The following is a 16,576-nucleotide window of genomic DNA, read 5'->3' as shown; positions in this document are numbered from 1 at the left end:
CTCCGAACCGTCTGTCAGTACGGTCCGTCGACGTTGTCGATGGAGCCGTACCGGTCCGCCGCGTAGTTGCAGGCGGCGGTGATGTTGGCGACCGGGTCGTAGAGGTCCATCGAGGTACCGGGCACGTGGTACGCGAGGAACGTCGGCTCGATCACCTGGAGCAGACCCTTGGACGGGGTGCCCTTGGCGGCGTTGGAGTCCCAGTTGTTGATGGCCTGCGGGTTGCCGGAGGACTCGCGCATGATGTTGCGCTGGATCCCCTCGTACGTACCGGGGATGCCGTACTTCTGCATGACGTCCAGCGACTCGCGGATCCAGCCGTCGAGGTCGTTGGTGTAGCTCTTCGCGGCCACCGGGGTCGCCTGCGTGCTCGCCTTCTCGGGCGCCGCCTTCGCGGGGGCGGCCGCGGCCGGAGCGGCGCTGCGCTGCTGCGAGCGGTCGGCCCGGTCCGTACTCGTCGTACGGGCCTGGGACTTCGCCTTCTTCGGGGCGGTGGCGGCCTTTCCGCGAAGCGTCAGTTCCAGACCGGGGTGGATGAGTGACGGGTTGTCACCCACGGCCGCGCGATTCGCGCGGTACAGGGCCTTCCAGCCGCCCTCCACGCTCTGCTCGTGCGCGATCATCGAAAGGGAATCGCCACGGGTGACGGTATACGTGACGGGGGCGGAATTCTGCGCGGCGGGAATGGATTCCGCGATCTTCGCCGGAGCGCTGAGAACGGTCTTCTCGACGGGGGCGATCTCGGGGGCCGTGCGGGGCGTCGCGTGCGCGGTGGCCGTGGCGACCAGGGGCAGGGCCAGGGCGGCGCCGCCCGTGCTCGCGAGGGCGAGACCGCGGGTCAGGGGCCTTCTCTTGGGGCGCCGGTGCTTACCGTGTGCGGGCATGATGCAGTCCTCTCCGGCGCCTGCGGGGTGAGCTGTCGGGTTCGGGCTGGAGATGCCCGGTCACGCATGCGTGACTTCACCCCGAGCCGTGCCGGAAAAACCGGACCGGCGAAATGGTGGGTCCCCCGCTCCTGCCTTCGGGTGAATGAGCGGTCTTTTCGGACGGTGGCAGGATTCGGCGATCCGTCCGGGTCGAGGTGACCGTAGGCGAGAAATGTCGACAGAAACAAGACGTCGAATGCGTGGGTTATTCAAGGCCGAGTTCCGCACCGTGCGTGCCGCGCCGAACTTCCTTGCCGGGCAAGGGGACGGGGCGTACAGGAAGATCGGTGGAACCCTCGGGGTGATTCACCTCACCCGCCATCCCATATCGGACATGCAGGGAAATTCAGCCGAGTTGAGAAATGGGGCACAAGGGGGAGTAAAAACCCCTTGTGCCCCATTTGCTCAGAACTGTGGGAGTACGTGCGTCAGCCGGTGATGCTCGGGGCGCCCGTCTCGATGTGGCCTGTGTAGCGGCGCGACCACGTGCCGTCGATGTCGGCCAGGATCGTGAAGTCGTACCAGCCGTCGTTGTAGGCCACGGCGTTGAAGAAGTCCTCGCGCGAGGAGTTCGCCGGCACCGTGTACGTCCACGGTCCGTCCGTGCGGTAGGCGTTCGAGCGGAGGGTGAAGGTCACAGGACCGGCCGAGGTGTTGGTCAGCTTGAAGAAGATCGCCGTCTTCCCGGTGCCCGGCTCGGTCGCGAACCGCGCCGCCACCTCGATCGCCTTGCCCGCCTTGGACGCGTCGCCGATGAAGCGCCGCAGGAAGCGGTTGGGCCCCATCATCGAGATGTCGTACTTGCCCGAACCGGACCCGAGCCCGATGTTGAAGTAGTCCGTGGACGTGGCGCCCGGGTCGATCGTGTACTGCCAGGCCGCCGTGTCCCGGTGCTGGTGCGGGTGGATCGTGACGTGCGCGGGCCGCTTCGCCTGCGCGCCCTGGTTCGTCATCGAGAACCAGGCGAGGATCTTGCCCGCCGCCCCGAACTCGAACCGGTCGAGGTTTCCGTTGACCTGGTACGGCAGGGCGCGCGCCGGACGTGTCCCGCTCTCCTGCGCCGGCAGGGCGTTGTCCTGCGGCACCGGGTTGGGCAGCGGACCGCAGGTGTCCTGGCCGATGACCTTGGCCGTGGAGGGCAGGCCCGAGGGGACGCCGTACACCGGGCGCGCGAAGTCGAAGACGCCCGTCAGGTCACCGGTGACCTTCCGCCGCCAGGCGCTGATGTTCGGGCAGGTGGCCGGGGTCCCGAGGGCGGCCGTCCAGGTCTCCATGAAGCGCAGGACGGAGGTGTGGTCGAAGACCTCCGAGCTCACCCAACCGCCGCGCGTCCAGGGAGACATGACGAGCATCGGGACACGGAAGCCCAGGCCGATCGGCACCCCGTCGATGTACTCGCCGGGAGTGCCCGGCGGGGCGACCGGGGGCGGCACGTGGTCGAAGAACCCGTCGTTCTCGTCGTAGTTGAGGAACAGCACTGTCGAGTCGAAGACCTCGGGGTTCGCGGCCAGCGCGCGGTAGACCAGGTCGACGAAGTGCGCACCGTCGCCCGGCGGGGCGTAGGGGTGCTCGGAGAACGCCTCGCTCGCCACCACCCACGAGACCTGCGGAAGCGTCCCCGCGACCACGTCGGCGCGGATCGCGGCGGCGATGTCGTCCGGAGTGGACCCGGTGACCTTCGGCACCGAGCCCATGCCGCGGTCGTGCAGCGGATCGCCCGGCCGGGCGTCGGTGAACTTCTTGAAGTACGCGAGGCCGTTGTCGCCGTAGTTGTCCTGGGCGTTCTGGTAGACCTTCCAGCTCATACCGGCGCGCTGGAGCGCCTCGGCGTACGTCTCCCAGGTCAGCCCGGACTCCTCGCCGCCGTCCTTGCTGGAGGCGTCGATCTTCCCGCTCCACAGGAAGGTGCGGTTGGGGCCCGTGGCGCTGAGCGCCGAGCAGAAGTAGGCGTCGCAGACGGTGTAGTTGTCGGCGAGGGCGTAGTGGAACGGTATGTCGCCGCGGTCGAGATGGCCGAGGGTCCGGGTGTTGCCGACGCCCGTGACCCAGTTGTCCATCCGGCCCTTGTTCCACGCCGCGTGCTGCGAGGTCCAGCTGTGCGGGAGGTCGCCGTTGCACTGGGCGAGGGTCTCCCCGTCGACACCGCCCGCCGGCGGGGTCGCGCTCAGCTTCCACGGGTGCTGACGGCCGCCCCAGTTGGGCTGGTTGAACGTGCCCCAGCCGCCCGGGATGTTGCCCGCGGCCCGGTCGCCGAAGCCGCGCACGCCGCGCAGCCGGCCGAAGTAGTGGTCGAAGCTGCGGTTCTCCTGCATGAGCACCACGACGTGCTTGACGTCCTTGATGGTGCCGGTCGCGGCTGCGGCGGCGGCCGTCGCCGAGCCCGTCGGCAGCGCCGCGCCCGCGGCGAGCCCTGCCCCGATCCCGACGAATCCCCTGCGGCTGATAGGAGTCAATGCCCCGCCTCTCGTGTCACCGGGTGCCCCACTGGCACACGGTGGACAGGATGAGGGAGGGGAGCTTAAAGGTATACCTCCGTGCGGTAAGTCTTGGATGAACTTCCGAGGGGTGGCAGGTAGTGGGGATCTGATTGGTTCGCATATGAACCAATGCGCGTCTCGCGCACAAGGGGTGTGGAGGAACCGACGCGGCTAGGAGGTCGTCCCCGCGCTGTCGCGGCGCACCATCAGCAGCGCGGCGTCGTCCTCCGCGTGCGGACCGCCGGTGAGGGTGTCGAGGAGATGGTCGGCCAGCTCCTCCAGACCGGGCGGGCCGTCGGAGAAGGCGGCTGCCAGCCGCGAAAGGCCGATGTCGAAGTCCTCGCCCGGCTTCTCGACCAGCCCGTCGGAGTAGAGCAGCAGCGTCTCGCCCGGCGCGAGCCGGGCCGTCGTGTACGGATACTCCGCCATGCCCCACTCGGCGGGCAGGCCCAGCGGCGGCCCGCCCGCCAGCCGGACGACCTCGACGGTGCCGTCGGCGTGGCGCAGCAGCGGCGGCGGATGGCCCGCGTTCGCCGCGTGGACCTCTCCCGTGCCGAGCGCCACCCGCAGGTACTGGCAGGTCGCGAACCGGTCGGCGTCCAGATCGGCCAGGAACGCCGACGCCTTCCCCAGTACGCTGTCGCAGCCGTGGCCCTCCGCCGCGTACGCCGTCATGGCCACCCGCAACTGCCCCATGAGCGCCGCCGCCTCGGTGTCGTGCCCCTGCACGTCACCGATCGCGAGCCCGAGCCCGCCGTCGGGCAGCGCCACCGCGTCGTACCAGTCGCCGCCGACCCATACCCCCTTGCGGGCCGTCCGGTACCGCACCGCGATCAGGCCCCCGGGCGTCCGGGGGAGTCGGCGCGGCAGCATGGCGTTCTGCAGCGCGGCGGCGATCTCCTGCGAACGGTCGAGCGGCACCACGCGGTGCACCGCCCGGGCGACCGCCTTCGCCCAGCCGGTCATCAGGGTGTGGTCCGCGAAGGAGAAGACCGACCGGTCGTCGTAGAAGACGCCCAGCGCGCCGATCGGCTGGCCCTCGTCGATCAGCGGCAGGAACGCGGCGGCCGTGGCACCGAAACCGACCCGGTAGCGCGCGAGGCTCGGGTAGCGGTCCAGGAAGGCGTGGACGGAGGTGAAGAAGAGCGGGCTGCTCGTGCGGACGACGTCGTTCAAGGGCAAGGAGTCCGCGAGCCGGGACTTCGCGGGGAAGTCGCTGGAGCCCGGGGAGACCACGGTGCGGACCATCTGCAGCCGCCCCTGTTCAAGGACGCCCAGTGAGATCGCCTTCGCCCCGAGCGGTCGCAGGCTCACCTCGCTCCCGAGCACCTTGGCGACCTCGTCGACACTCATCGCGCGGGCCAGCGCGAGCGCCCCCTCGCCGAGCGCGCGCAGCGGATCCTGCTCCTCCTCACCCGGCAGCCGCAGCGCCGAGTGCGCCAGGTCGAGCGTGGCGTCCCGGACCACCCCCACCACCCGCGGCACCCCGCCCGGGCGATCGCGCACCAAGGAGCCCCGGGCGTGGGTCCACCGGGTGCGCCCGTCGTGGAGGACGACACGGAAGTAGGCGCTGTACGCGTCCCGGCGGCCGGCCAGGAGATCCGCCGAAAGACCCGAGAGCAGGTCCCAGTCGGCCGCCCGGATCCGCGGGCGCAGATCCCCAGCGCGTCCGGTGAACTCGGCGGGAAGCAGGTCGAACACCGTCCGCGCCACGGAGTCCAGGGCCAGACGCCCACCGATCGGATCCCAGGCGAAACAGCCCACGCGGGTCGCCGCGAGCGCCTCGCCCGACTCCAGCCGGGGGTCCATGTCGCCCATACGGGTGCCGATCAGCGCCGCGCGCGCCGACGGGCGATGTACATGCCGAGGGCCATCCCCACGAGGAGGGTGACCGTGAGGACGCTCCAGAGGGGCAGCGTGACCGTGGGGATCCACAGCCTGATCGTGACCGACCCGGTGTTCGCGGCGATGAACCAGATCGCCAGCGCCGCGAGCACCACGAAACCGATCGTGCGCAGCCGCATGTCCCGCCCCTTGACGGTCACGGTCGGGGGAGCGTGCGGGGTTGATTGCTTACGGGCCATAGCGCCCATTATCGGATGTTTCGGGTGATTGTGCTGATCGTCGAGGGCGTGGGGCATCCCGGGATACCGCCCGGGATGCCCCACCACCCGGGCCGGACTAGGCTGCCTCGACAACGGCAGATGTCCGCCGACGCCGAGTGCGAGGCACGATGGCAGAGCGTGGGAAACCCCCGGGCCCCGATGCCCGTGAGGGGCGGGGAGCCGTCGCCGTCCTCGACGAGCACGGCGTGGTCGTGGCCTGGAGCCGGGCGGCCGAACGGCTCCTCGGGGTGGACCGCTCCCGCATCCTGGGCCGCCCCGTGACCGACCTGCTCACCCTGATCGACGCCGAGCAGCTGTCCGAGGGCGTGACGGTCGGACCGGTGCTCAAGGGGGACGAGATCGAACCCGGGCGCTGGGGCCTGTGGCCTGCGGGACCGCTCCCCGGCGGCATCCGCTCCGGCGTCCTGGAAGCCGTCTTCACCCAGTCCCCGGTCGGCCTGCACGTCCTCGACATCGACCTGCGGGTGCTCCGGGTCAACTCGGCGGCCGTCGGCATGCGCGGGGTCCCCGAGAACGAGATCGTCGGACGGCCCTTCGCCGAGGTCTACGAACGCTTCGGCCCCCGACCGTTGGGGCGATACCTGCGCGAGGTCCTCGCGTCGGGCGTCCCGGTCTTCGACCGACGGGTCGCGGGCTACCCCCGCGCGGATCCCGCCCGCGAACACATCTTCGCCGTCTCCGTCTTCCGGCTGGAGGACGACGAGGGCCGCCCCCTCGGCCTCGTCGCCTCCGCCGTCGACGTCACCGCCCGCGAACGCGCCCGCGACCGCCTCGCCGTACTGCACCGCGTGCATGAACGGATGGGCCTCAGCCTGGACCCCGTGCGCTGCGCTCGGGAGCTCGTCCGGGCGGTGGTGCCCGTCCTGGCCGACGTCGCCACGGTCGCCCTCGCCGCGCCGCCGCTCCACGGCCCGGACGCCGACGTGTCCCCCGCGGCCGACGTACCCCTGCGCTGCGCCGCCGTGTGGCCGCCCGACGCCGACGGGGCGCCGGAGGTGGGCGCCGTACTGCCCCTGACCGAAGGAGCCGGGCCCGACGGCGTCGCGGTTCCGCACCGGGGCACGCCCTACCTGGACCGGTCGACCCCCGGCGGGCCCACCCTCGTCGCGCCGATCGTCCTGCGGGGCGCCCTCCTCGGCATCGCCCGCTTCACCCGGCCGCACCGGCCCGACCCCTTCGAGGACGACGACCTGCGGCTTGCGGCGGACCTCGCCACCCACACCGCCGTCTGCGTCGACAACGCCCGCCGCTACGAGTACTCCCACGCCGTGGCGCTCGCGCTGCAGGGCAACCTGCTCAGGCCCGGCCGTACCGGCAGCAGCACGCTGGAGGCCGTGCACCGCTACCTCCCCACCGGACTCGGCAGCGGCGCGTGGTTCGACGTCATCCCGCTCTCCGGAAGCCGGGTGGCCCTGACGGTCGGTCATATCGCGGGCGTGGGCCCGGACACCATCGCCGCCATGGTCCAACTTCGCTCCGCCGTCCAGGCGTTGGCCGCGCTCGACCTCGACCCGCACGACCTGCTCGCCCGACTGGACGACGTCACCCACCGACTCGACGAGGAACGCTCGGCCGCGGGGTCGGAGGAGCGCCTGACCGCCCAGTGCGTGTACGCCGTGCACGACCCGGTCACGGAGACCTGCGCGATCGCCCGCGCCGGCCACCAGACCGTCCTCGTCGGCTTCCCCGACGGCACCTGGCGGACCCAGCCGCTGGAGGAGACCACCGCACTCGGCGAGGAGGGACCGCCCTTCGCCGCCGCCGAGATCCCCGTCCCGCCCGGCAGTACGCTCGTCCTGCTCTCCGGACGCGCGGCCCCCGACGACCCGGCCCTGGCGGCGCTCCGCGCGCACCTCACCGGCGCGGACCCGACCGGCGCCGGCCCTCCGCGTACCCCCGGCCTCGACGGCCACCTCCTCGACGCCTTGCCCGCCGACCAGGCGGCCGTCCTCGTCGCCCGCACCCGGGCCGTCGGCGCGGGCGACGTCGCCGACCGGGACATCGACCAGGAACTGGCCTCCGTCGCCGAGGCCCGCCACTGGGCCGTCCGGCGACTGGAGGCATGGGGCCTGGCGGAGACCGCCTTCGCCGTCGAACTCATCGTCAGCGAACTCGTCACCAACGCGATCCGCTACGGCACCCCACCGATCCGGCTCCGACTCATCCGCAACCCCGCGGACCACACCGTCACCTCCGAGATCTCCGACAGCGGCGGAGCCGCCCCCCAACTGCGCCGCGCCCGGGCGGCCGACGAGGGCGGCCGCGGACTCTTCATCTCGGGGGAACTGTCGGACCGTTGGGGCGTGCGCTGGTCGGACAAGGGCAAGACCGTGTGGACGGAGACCGCGTACCCGTCCTGACGCCGCGCCCGCCCGGCGGTCAGCTTCCGGCGCGGGGCCTGCCGACGGTCGGTGCGGCGGACACGGTCGGTGTGGCCGGCGGGCGTGCGCCCGCGTCGTCCCGGGCCCAGAGCGACCGTACGTGGCTGAGATGGCGGACCATGCAGGCCTCCGCACCCATCGCGTCGCCCGAGACCATGAAGTCGAGCAGCTCCAGGTGCTCCTCGGCGGACGGCAGCAGCTCGCCGCGCTCGTCCAGGGCGTTCAGCCCGTACAGGCGCGACCGCTTGCGCAGGTCGCCGACCGTCTCCACCAGACGTTCGTTGCCGGACAGGCCGAGCAGGGTGAGGTGGAAGCGCCGGTCCGACTCCAGGTAGCCGATCAGGTCATGGGCGCGCGCCGCCGCCACGATCTCCTCGGCGATCGGGCGCAGCGCCCGCAGCTCCTCACGGTCCGCCGTCAGCGTCACCCGGCCCACCGTCGGCACCTCGATCAGCAGCCGGATGTCCGTGTACTGGTCGAGATCCCGCTCGTTGACCTCCGTCACTCGGAAGCCCTTGTTGCGGACCGGCTCGACCAGGCCCTCGCGGGCGAGGTCGAGCATGGCCTCGCGTACCGGCGTCGCGGAGATGCCGAAGTCCTCGGCCAGGCCCGGCGCCGAGTACACCTCGCCGGGCTCGAGCTCGCCGGAGATCAGCGCGGCCCGCAGAGCATGGGCCACCTGGTCCCGCAGGCGTTCCCGGGTGGTGATCAGTTGGCTCTGCTTCAGATGGCCCATGTGCCGTTCTCCGACTTCCGCTTGTCGCGCCGCCCGGCTGCCGGGGTGTGGCGCCGCACCAGCGTACAATTTCACATGAGGAACCCTCCCGGGAACGGGTCGTCCGGGTCCAGGAAGTACTGCGCGGTACCCGTGATCCAGGCCCGCCCGGTGATCACCGGAACCACGGCGGGTACGCCGCCGACCTCGGTCTCCTCGATCAGCCGGCCGGTGAACCGGGTGCCGATGAACGACTCGTTGACGAAGTCCTGGTGCAGCGGCAACTGTCCCCGCGCGTGCAGTTGCGCCATGCGCGCGGAGGTTCCCGTACCGCAGGGGGAGCGGTCGAACCAGCCGGGGTGGATCGCCATCGCGTGACGCGAGTGCCGCGCGTCCGAGCCGGGCGCCGTGAGATGGACGTGCTTCACACCGCCGATCTCCGGCTGCAGGGGATGCGTGGGCCGGTCGGTGGAGTTGATCGCCTCCATGATGGCAAGACCTGCCTTGAGCAGGTCGTCCTTGCGTTCGCGGTCGAACGGAAGCCCGAGCGCGTCCAGTTCGACGAAGGCGTAGAAGTTGCCGCCGAAGGCCAGGTCGTACGGGACGACACCGAACCCCGGCACCTTCACCTCCCGGTCCAGGGCGGCGCAGTAGGCCGGGACGTTGGTGAGGCTCACCGCCTTCGCGACACCGTCCTCGACCCGTACCTCCGCCCGCACCAGACCGGCGGGGGTGTCGAGCCGGACGGTGGTCACCGGCTCGGTCACCGGCACCATGCCGGTCTCCACGAGCACGGTCGCCACCCCGATCGTCCCGTGGCCGCACATCGGCAGCAGCCCGGAGACCTCGACGAACAGGACCCCGAAGTCGGCGTCCGGGCGCGTCGGCGGCTGCAGGATCGCCCCGCTCATCGCGGCATGGCCCCGGGGCTCGTACATCAGCAGCGTCCGGACGTGGTCCATGTGCTCGATGAAGTGCAGGCGGCGTTCGGCCATGGTGGAGCCGGGGATCACCCCGACCCCGCCCGTGACGACGCGGGTGGGCATGCCCTCGGTGTGCGAGTCGACGGCGTGGAACACATGACGGGTGCGCACGGCGGGGCTCCTCTCAGTTCCGGCCGTCGGCGACGGCCTTCTCGGTGGCGGCCCTGACCTCGGCCTCCACCGCACCCGTCAGGGGCGAGCGCGGCGGACGGCAGGATCCGCCGGGGCGGCCGACGATGTCCATGGACAGCTTGATCGCCTGGACGAACTCCGTCTTGGAGTCCCAGCGCAGGAGCGGGTGCAGCGCCTTGTAGAGCGGCAGCGCCCGGTCCAGGTCACCGGCGACGGCCGCCCGGTAGAGCTCCGCGCAGGACACCGGGAAGGCGTTCGGGTAGCCGGCCACCCAGCCGACCGCGCCCGCGAGGGCCAGTTCGAGCAGGACGTCGTCGGCTCCGATCAACAGATCGAGCTCGGGGGCGAGTTCGGCGATCTCGTACGCCCTCCGGACATCCCCGCTGAACTCCTTCACGGCCACGATGTGCCCGTCCGCGTGCAGCCCGGCGAGCGTGGCGGGGGTGAGGTCCACTCTCGTGTCGTGCGGGTTGTTGTACGCGACGACCGGCACGCCGACGGAGGCCACCTCCGCGTAGTGCGCCCGGACGGCGGAGACGTCGGCGCGGTACGTGTTCGGGGGGAGCAGCAGGACCGAACCGCAGCCCGCCTCGGCGGCCTGTTCGGTCCAGCGGCGCGACTCCGCGCTCCCGTAGGCGGCGACCCCGGGCATGACGCGAGCCCCGTCCCCCGCCGCCTCGACGGCCGTACGGACGACACGGGCGCGTTCCTCGTCGCTCAGCGTCTGGTACTCGCCCAGCGAACCGTTCGGCACCACACCGTCGCAGCCGTTGTCGAGGAGCCACCGGACATGGGCGGCGTAGGCGTCGTGGTCGACGGACCGGCCGTCGTCATGGAAGGGGAGCGCGGTGGCGACCATGATGCCGCGCCAGGGGCGGGCGGCGGTCCAGTCGGCGGGGGCAGGAGTGACGGTCACGTGGACCCCTTCGTTATGTGATGTGACATTGCATTGATCGGTTGTCAGGGGAGAGTGGGTGGTGGGCGGTGGGCCCGCACCGGTGGCCGGTCGCCCGTGGTCGTCGATGGCCGTGGTCCGTCGCGCCGACCGTCATGCCGGATCGGACGTACGAGGCCGGTCTCCGTCCGGCGGCGGGGCCAGGCTCTCCTCCAGCGCCGCCAGCGCGCCCAGGGTGACCGGCACGGCCAGCGGCCGACGTTCGGGGGAGCCGGGCAGCGGATTCGGCCCGCCCGGCGTCGGGTCCGCGGCGTCGCGCCCCCGCCCGGCACCGCGCGCCAGGCAGGCGACCGCGGGGCCGCAGACCCGGCCCTGGCACCACCCCATGCCCGCCCGGGTGAGGAGCTTCACCGTCCGGGCGTCGCCGGCGCCCAGGTTCGCGACGGCCTCCCGGACGCGCCCCGCCTCGACCTCCTCGCACCGGCACACCTCCGTACCGTCGTCCAGCCAGTCGGCCCAGCTGTCCCCCGGCGCGTGCGCGACGGCCATCAGGTCGGCGAAGGCGCGCAACCGCGACCGGGTGCGCAGCAAGGACCGGGTCCGCGCGGGCGAGGCCTCCGCCGCGCACCCCCGGAGCCGTACCGCGACCGCCGCCCCGGCCAACTCGCCCTCCACCATGGCCAGTCGGGCACCGCCCACGCCGGCCGTCTCACCCGCCGACCACAGCCCGGGCACCGACGTCCGCTGGCTCGCGTCCACGACCAGGGCCACCGCGCCGTCCTCCGTGATGCGCGTGGCGCAGCCGAGCGACGTGCCCAGGTCGATCCGGGGGACGAGGCCGTGCCCCACCGCGAGCGCGTCGCAGGCGATCCGTCGCTCCGTGCCGGGGACGGGCCGCCACTCCCGGTCGAGCCGCGCCACGGTCACCGCCTCCACGCGCTCCGTGCCGTGGGCCCGGACCACGGCGTGCCGCGCGTACGGCCGTACCCCGTGCGCCGCCAGCGGCGCCCCGTGCGTCAGGGCCTCCGCCCACTTGCCGGGGGCCATGGCGAGGACGCCAGGCCGCCGGACGTAGCCGAGATAGTCGGCCGCCTCCACCACCGCGGGGACCCGCGCCCCGGCCCCGACCAGCGAGGAGGCCACGGCCAGCAGCAGCGGCCCGCTGCCCGCGACCACGACCTGTGCGCCGGGCAGCACGAGCCCCGACTTGAGCATCGCCTGCGCGCCGCCCGCGCCGACCACGCCGGGCAGGGTCCAGCCGGGGAAGGGCAGATGCCGCTCGGCCGCCCCCGTGGCCAGGAGGACGGCCCGTCCCCGGACGAGCACCGGGCGCTCCCCGCCCCCGTCGGGCCCGGTGACCGCGTGCACCGCCCAGGAGGCGCCGTCCGCCCCCGCGCCCCGGACGCCCGCGGCTCGCTCGGGCGTCACGGTCCACACGTGGTGCTCGGGGAGGTGGACGCCCCCGCTCGCCTCCCAGCGCCTGCGCAGCCCGTCGAACGTCGCCCAGTCGTGGTGCAGCGCTTCCGGTCGTGCGGCCCCGAGACCGGGTGCGGGATGCCGGTAGAACTGGCCGCCGAGCCGGGCGTCGCCGTCGAGCAGCGCCACCGAGAGCCCGCGCTCGGCGGCGGTGACGGCGCCCGCGAGCCCGGCGGGACCCGCGCCGACGACCACCAGGTCGTGGAGGACGGACGGATCCCCGTCGGAGCCGTCCCGCACGGACGGATCCCCCGCGGGGCCGCTACGGGGTGTCGAGGTCGGCACGGCCGTGTCCCTCCTGGGTGGTGACGACGTCCCCCGGCTCGGCAGGGACGAGACAGGCGCGGCGGCCGGGGCGGTCGTTGACGGTGACCAGGCAGTCGAAGCACTGGCCGATCCCGCAGAACACCCCGCGCGGCCGGCCGCCGACGCGTGTCGTGCGCCAGGAGAGGATCCCCGCCGCCCACAGCGCGGCGGCGAGCGACTGCCCCGGCAGCGCGGTCATCGGCCGCCCGTCGAACGTGAACGGGACGGGCGGACCGGACGGCCTCGCGTCGACGAGCTGTCGTGGGTCGCGCGTACGGTCGGCGCGGCGCCGGAGACGACGGAGCATGCTCACTCCCAGCCGGTGGGGGACGGAGTTCGGGTCGAGCCGGGTCACGCGCGGTCCTCCGGAGTCTCCTCGGAGAACCGCTCCGGACGGAAGGGCCGGGCGTCCAGGTCGGGCGCGGCCCCGGTGAGGAACCGGGAGATCAACAGCCCCGTCGCGGGGGCCAGTCCGATGCCCGCGCCCTCGTGACCGCAGGCGTGCAGCAGCCCCGGGGCGCGCGGGTCGGGGCCCGATCGCCGGCAGGTGGTCGGGCAGGTACGGGCGGAAGCCCGCGTACGCCCGCATCACCCGTACGCCGGCCAGGATCGGGAACAGTCGGGCGACGCCCGCCGCGAGTCGGCTCACGGCCCGTGGCGAGAGCGTCCGGTCGAAGCCGATCCGCTCGCGGCTCGCGCCGATCAGGACCGGCCCTGCGGGCGTTCCCTCGACGACGGGCGAGGTCTGGAGGGCGGCCGAGTCGCTCGCGACGTCGGCGACGTAGTCCGCCGCGTACACCTTGTGGCGCACCAGGCGCGGCAGCGGCTCGGTGACCAGGACGAAGCCGCGTCGCGGCAGGACCGGCAGGTCGGCGCCGGCGAGCCGGGCCAGCTCGCCGCCCCAACTCCCGGCCGCGTTCACGACGTACGGGGCGTGCAGCTCCGCCCCGGTCGCCGTACGGACCCCGCGCACGGCGCCGTCGACCCCGGTGAGCAGCGTGGTGACCTGCTCACCGAGGCGCGTCGTGGCACCCGACGCGCGCAGCAGCCGCGCCGCCGCGAGCGCCGGCTGCACCTGGGCGTCCTGCGGGTAGTGGAACGCCCCGGCGAGGCCGTCGGCGAGGTGCGGCTCCAGGTCGTGCAGCCGCTCGCCGGGGATCTCGTACGTCTCGACACCGGCCGCGCCCTGGTTCTCGGCGAACCGGCGCAGCGCGTCGAGTCCGGCCGGGTCGGAGGCGACCACCAGGCCGCCCTTGGCCTCGAACTCGGCCTCCGTCCGCAGGGCGGGGGTGAGTTCGCGCCACAGCCGGAGCGAGAGCAGGGCGAGGTCCAGCTCGGGACCCGGCTCCTTGTCGGAGACCAGCAGGTTGCCCTCGCCCGCTCCCGTCGTGCCGCCCGCGACGGGGCCGCGGTCGACGACGGTGACGGAGAGGCCCGCGCGTGCGGCGTAGTACGCGCAGGCCGCGCCGATCATTCCGGCGCCGACGACGATGACGTCGGCCGCCGTGGAAGGGTGTCTCGTGGGCACGTCAGTAATATTTCACATGCCACTCGGCTTGCCAAGAGGCTCAACAGTCCCTGGTTGAACGGGGATTCTGTGGGCCGGATCGCGGTGATGCCGAGGAGTTCGGGGGAGTGGGCGCGGAAAACTGACGAGTCATAAGGCTGTTCAGTGCAATTTCACATTGCTATGTTACCCGGCAAGTCCAGGGCAGGGCCATGTCAACCGCCCTGCTCCCCAACGAAGTTCACCCCTCACAGGAGACCTCGTGTCCCAGCACAGAACCGTGCGCACGACCCTGCTCGCCGTGGTGCTCACCGCCGGCCTCACCGCACCGCTCGCCTCCACCGCCCAGGCCGTGGCCCCCACCACGACCCCCACCGCGAAGTCCGGCACCTTCGCCCCCGGCGCCACCGGCCCGACCGCACCGGTGACGTACGCCCCGAACCCGCACGACGAGGTGGACCGCCTCGCGACGGCCCCCGCCGCCAAGACCGGCCCCGCCGCCGCACCCCGTGGCATCACCGAGGGCCGCGTCCCCGGTGCCCAGACCGCCCCGCGTACCACCGCACGGGCGGCCACACAGGCCACCACGACCACCGCCGCAGGCGTCCCCTGCACCCTCGACGGCATCAAGGGGCTCAACCCCACCCAGTTCGCCGACTTCCTCGCCGACCCCGCCGTCACGGCCGACGGTTGTCTGCGCGACCTCATCTGGACCTGGGACGCGCGCCTGGTCCCCGTGATGTCGGACGCCCACGTCCAGGCCGTCGCCGCCCGGATCACCTCGCTCGCCGCGGGCCACAACGGCACCAACTCCAGCCACCTCCTGGAGATGTTCACCTATCTCCACGCCGTCGCCTACCACGACTTCAGCCGGTCCGAGATCGACATCACCGACGCCCCCACCGTCGCCGCGATGCGCTCCGCCACCGGCGCCTACGCCGCCGCCCCGCGCACCTTCGACGTCACCCCGCAGAACGCCCAGACCCTCCGCGAGGCCCTCTACACCGGCAGCGCCCCCGGTCTCCGCCAGCACCAACTCGGCCTGATCACCAAGGTCCTGGCGCGGATGGGCGCCGGCTCCCCGCAGACCGCGAGCGACCCGACCTGGGGCGGCGCCGCCCTCGCCGCGCTCTCCGTGAGCTACCTCGGCGTCTACCCCGGCAACCAGGACACCGCGTTCCACGCCGCCGTCGCACAGGACCCCGCCTACCGCGCCGCCTTCAAGTCCTTCTCCGGCCACACCCACCTGAAGGGCACGGCCAACGCCTGGGTCGTTCGCGACGCCCTCTCCGAGTACGGCCGCTTCGGCCAGATCGACGGCCTGCGCACCGGGATCGTCGCCGACCTCGGCGGACTCCTCGCCCCCGTCGAGACCAACTTCGGTACCGGCAGCGCCCCGTGGGCCTCCCTCGTCGGCTGGCTCAACTTCTACGACGCCTGCGCCCCGTACAAGGTCTGCAAGGCCGACATCGAGGCCAAGATCTTCCCGTACACCTACAGCTACGACAACGGCGCGATCAAGGTCCGTACCGGACTCGACCGGGCAACCGTCGACCAGCTCTACTACGCGAGCAAGCAGGTCAAGTCCCAGTTCCACCGCGTGCTCGGCACCCAGCAGCCGCTCGCGGGCGACCCCAACAACGTCCTCACCGTGGTCCTCTACGCCTCCCGGCAGGACTACGAGATGTACCACCCCATCCTCACCGGCATGGGCACCGAGAACGGCGGCATCTACATCGAGCGCGGCGCGACCTTCTACACGTACCAGCGCCGCGTGCCCCAGGACTCCAGCCTCACCCTGGAAGAGCTCTTCCGCCACGAGTACGTCCACTACCTCAACGGCCGGTTCGCCGTCCCCGGCTTCTTCGGCGAGGGCCCCTGGTACGAGAACGACCGCACCACCGCCATGGACGAGGGCACGGCCGAATTCTTCGACGGCGCGACCCGCGACGACGGCATCGCCGTCCGCAAGTCCCTCGTGCAGGGCATCATCCGGGACACCGCGGGCGGCGGCCCGCGCATGACCGTCGACCAGATCCTGCACGCCACCTACGACGGCGACGGCTTCCGCTTCTACAACTACGCCGGCACGTTCTTCGAGTACCTCTGGACCGAACGGCCCGCCCTGCTCCGCGCCATGTACGGCTACCTCCGGGCGGGCGACGTCCGGGGCTACGACACCTGGCGCGACCTCATCGGCAAGGACGCCGGCACCCAACGGGACTACGACGCCTTCCTCGACCGCCAGATCGCGAACGTCGACGACCTGTTCGTGCCCGACACCCGGCACGAGCCGACCGCGGGCCTGCGGCACGCCACACCCGCCCAGATACGGACCGCCTTCGCGGCCGCCACGAGCAACACACCGACCTGCACGGGCAGCGGCGACCCGACACTGCCGCGATTCGTCTGCACCGGCCGGATCACCGCCAACCTCGGCGCGGCCTCCGACCCCGACCAGGTCTTCAAGGACATGTCCGAGACCGTCGACTACTTCGTCCTCGACCGCAGCCTCGCCGGAGGCAACAACTTCAACGACATGAACTGCTCCTTCGGACCGGTCGAGATCTGGTCCGACCGCCGGGCCGGCACGTCCGACTTCAGCTGCGAGGGCCCCCTGCGCCGCTGAGCCGGTCCGCCGCTCCTAGGGGA

General features: G+C 72.5%; 10 protein-coding genes, 2 pseudogenes and 1 riboswitch. Of the genes and pseudogenes, 2 read left to right on the top strand and 10 right to left on the bottom strand.

Features of this window, described 5'->3' with window-relative positions; genetic code table 11:
* Positions 1-14: 14 nt before the first annotated feature.
* The 4 genes from ACGFYP_RS04425 to ACGFYP_RS04410 all read right to left on the bottom strand — a co-directional run bounded on the left by ACGFYP_RS04425 (position 15) and on the right by ACGFYP_RS04410 (position 5,487).
* Positions 15-884, bottom strand: coding sequence for a transglycosylase SLT domain-containing protein (locus tag ACGFYP_RS04425; RefSeq protein WP_393486285.1), 870 nt, complete (start codon positions 882-884; stop codon positions 15-17).
* 4 nt (positions 885-888) lie between these two features.
* Positions 889-1,075, bottom strand: a riboswitch (cyclic di-AMP (ydaO/yuaA leader).
* A 279-nt stretch (positions 1,076-1,354) separates the two neighbouring features.
* Positions 1,355-3,379, bottom strand: coding sequence for a phosphocholine-specific phospholipase C (locus ACGFYP_RS04420; RefSeq protein ID WP_393486283.1), 2,025 nt, complete (start codon positions 3,377-3,379; stop codon positions 1,355-1,357).
* Between the two features lie 195 nt (positions 3,380-3,574).
* On the bottom strand, positions 3,575-5,221 hold the full coding sequence (locus tag ACGFYP_RS04415) for a SpoIIE family protein phosphatase (RefSeq protein ID WP_393486281.1): 1,647 nt from the start codon (positions 5,219-5,221) through the stop codon (positions 3,575-3,577).
* Positions 5,222-5,232: 11 nt separating this feature from the next.
* Positions 5,233-5,487 (bottom strand): LapA family protein, encoded by a 255-nt coding sequence (locus tag ACGFYP_RS04410; RefSeq protein ID WP_393486279.1) that lies wholly within the window; start codon positions 5,485-5,487, stop codon positions 5,233-5,235.
* Between the two features lie 149 nt (positions 5,488-5,636).
* Between ACGFYP_RS04410 and ACGFYP_RS04405 the strand changes: the two genes are divergently transcribed.
* On the top strand, positions 5,637-7,889 hold the full coding sequence (locus ACGFYP_RS04405; protein WP_393486276.1) for a PAS domain-containing protein: 2,253 nt from the start codon (positions 5,637-5,639) through the stop codon (positions 7,887-7,889).
* A 19-nt stretch (positions 7,890-7,908) separates the two neighbouring features.
* Here ACGFYP_RS04405 and ACGFYP_RS04400 read toward each other — a convergent pair whose 3' ends face one another.
* The 6 genes and pseudogenes from ACGFYP_RS04400 to ACGFYP_RS04375 form a co-directional block, all read right to left on the bottom strand.
* Positions 7,909-8,646 (bottom strand): GntR family transcriptional regulator, encoded by a 738-nt coding sequence (locus ACGFYP_RS04400; RefSeq protein WP_393486274.1) that lies wholly within the window; start codon positions 8,644-8,646, stop codon positions 7,909-7,911.
* A 71-nt stretch (positions 8,647-8,717) separates the two neighbouring features.
* The gene (locus ACGFYP_RS04395) at positions 8,718-9,719 is read right to left on the bottom strand and encodes a proline racemase family protein (protein ID WP_393486272.1); all 1,002 of its coding nucleotides are present in this window, start codon (positions 9,717-9,719) and stop codon (positions 8,718-8,720) included.
* Between the two features lie 13 nt (positions 9,720-9,732).
* Complete coding sequence (locus ACGFYP_RS04390; RefSeq protein ID WP_393487448.1) at positions 9,733-10,599, bottom strand: dihydrodipicolinate synthase family protein; 867 nt, start codon at positions 10,597-10,599, stop codon at positions 9,733-9,735.
* A 189-nt stretch (positions 10,600-10,788) separates the two neighbouring features.
* On the bottom strand, positions 10,789-12,351 hold the full coding sequence (locus ACGFYP_RS04385) for an FAD-dependent oxidoreductase (protein WP_393486270.1): 1,563 nt from the start codon (positions 12,349-12,351) through the stop codon (positions 10,789-10,791).
* A gap of 22 nt (positions 12,352-12,373) precedes the next feature.
* Positions 12,374-12,634 (bottom strand): annotated as a pseudogene (locus ACGFYP_RS04380) ((2Fe-2S)-binding protein); the annotation flags it as partial.
* Positions 12,635-12,768: 134 nt separating this feature from the next.
* Positions 12,769-13,891 (bottom strand): annotated as a pseudogene (locus ACGFYP_RS04375) (NAD(P)/FAD-dependent oxidoreductase).
* 295 nt (positions 13,892-14,186) lie between these two features.
* Here ACGFYP_RS04375 and ACGFYP_RS04370 point away from each other — a divergent pair.
* Entirely contained in the window at positions 14,187-16,553 is a 2,367-nt protein-coding gene (locus ACGFYP_RS04370; RefSeq protein WP_393486268.1) for a collagenase, read from the top strand.
* Positions 16,554-16,576: the final 23 nt, after the last annotated feature.

Source organism: Streptomyces sp. NPDC048370 (assembly GCF_043200825.1).
In the GTDB taxonomy this organism is placed as follows: domain Bacteria; phylum Actinomycetota; class Actinomycetes; order Streptomycetales; family Streptomycetaceae; genus Streptomyces.
Note: the sequence above shows the minus strand (reverse complement) of the source record. Positions and strands in the feature narration are given on the sequence as shown.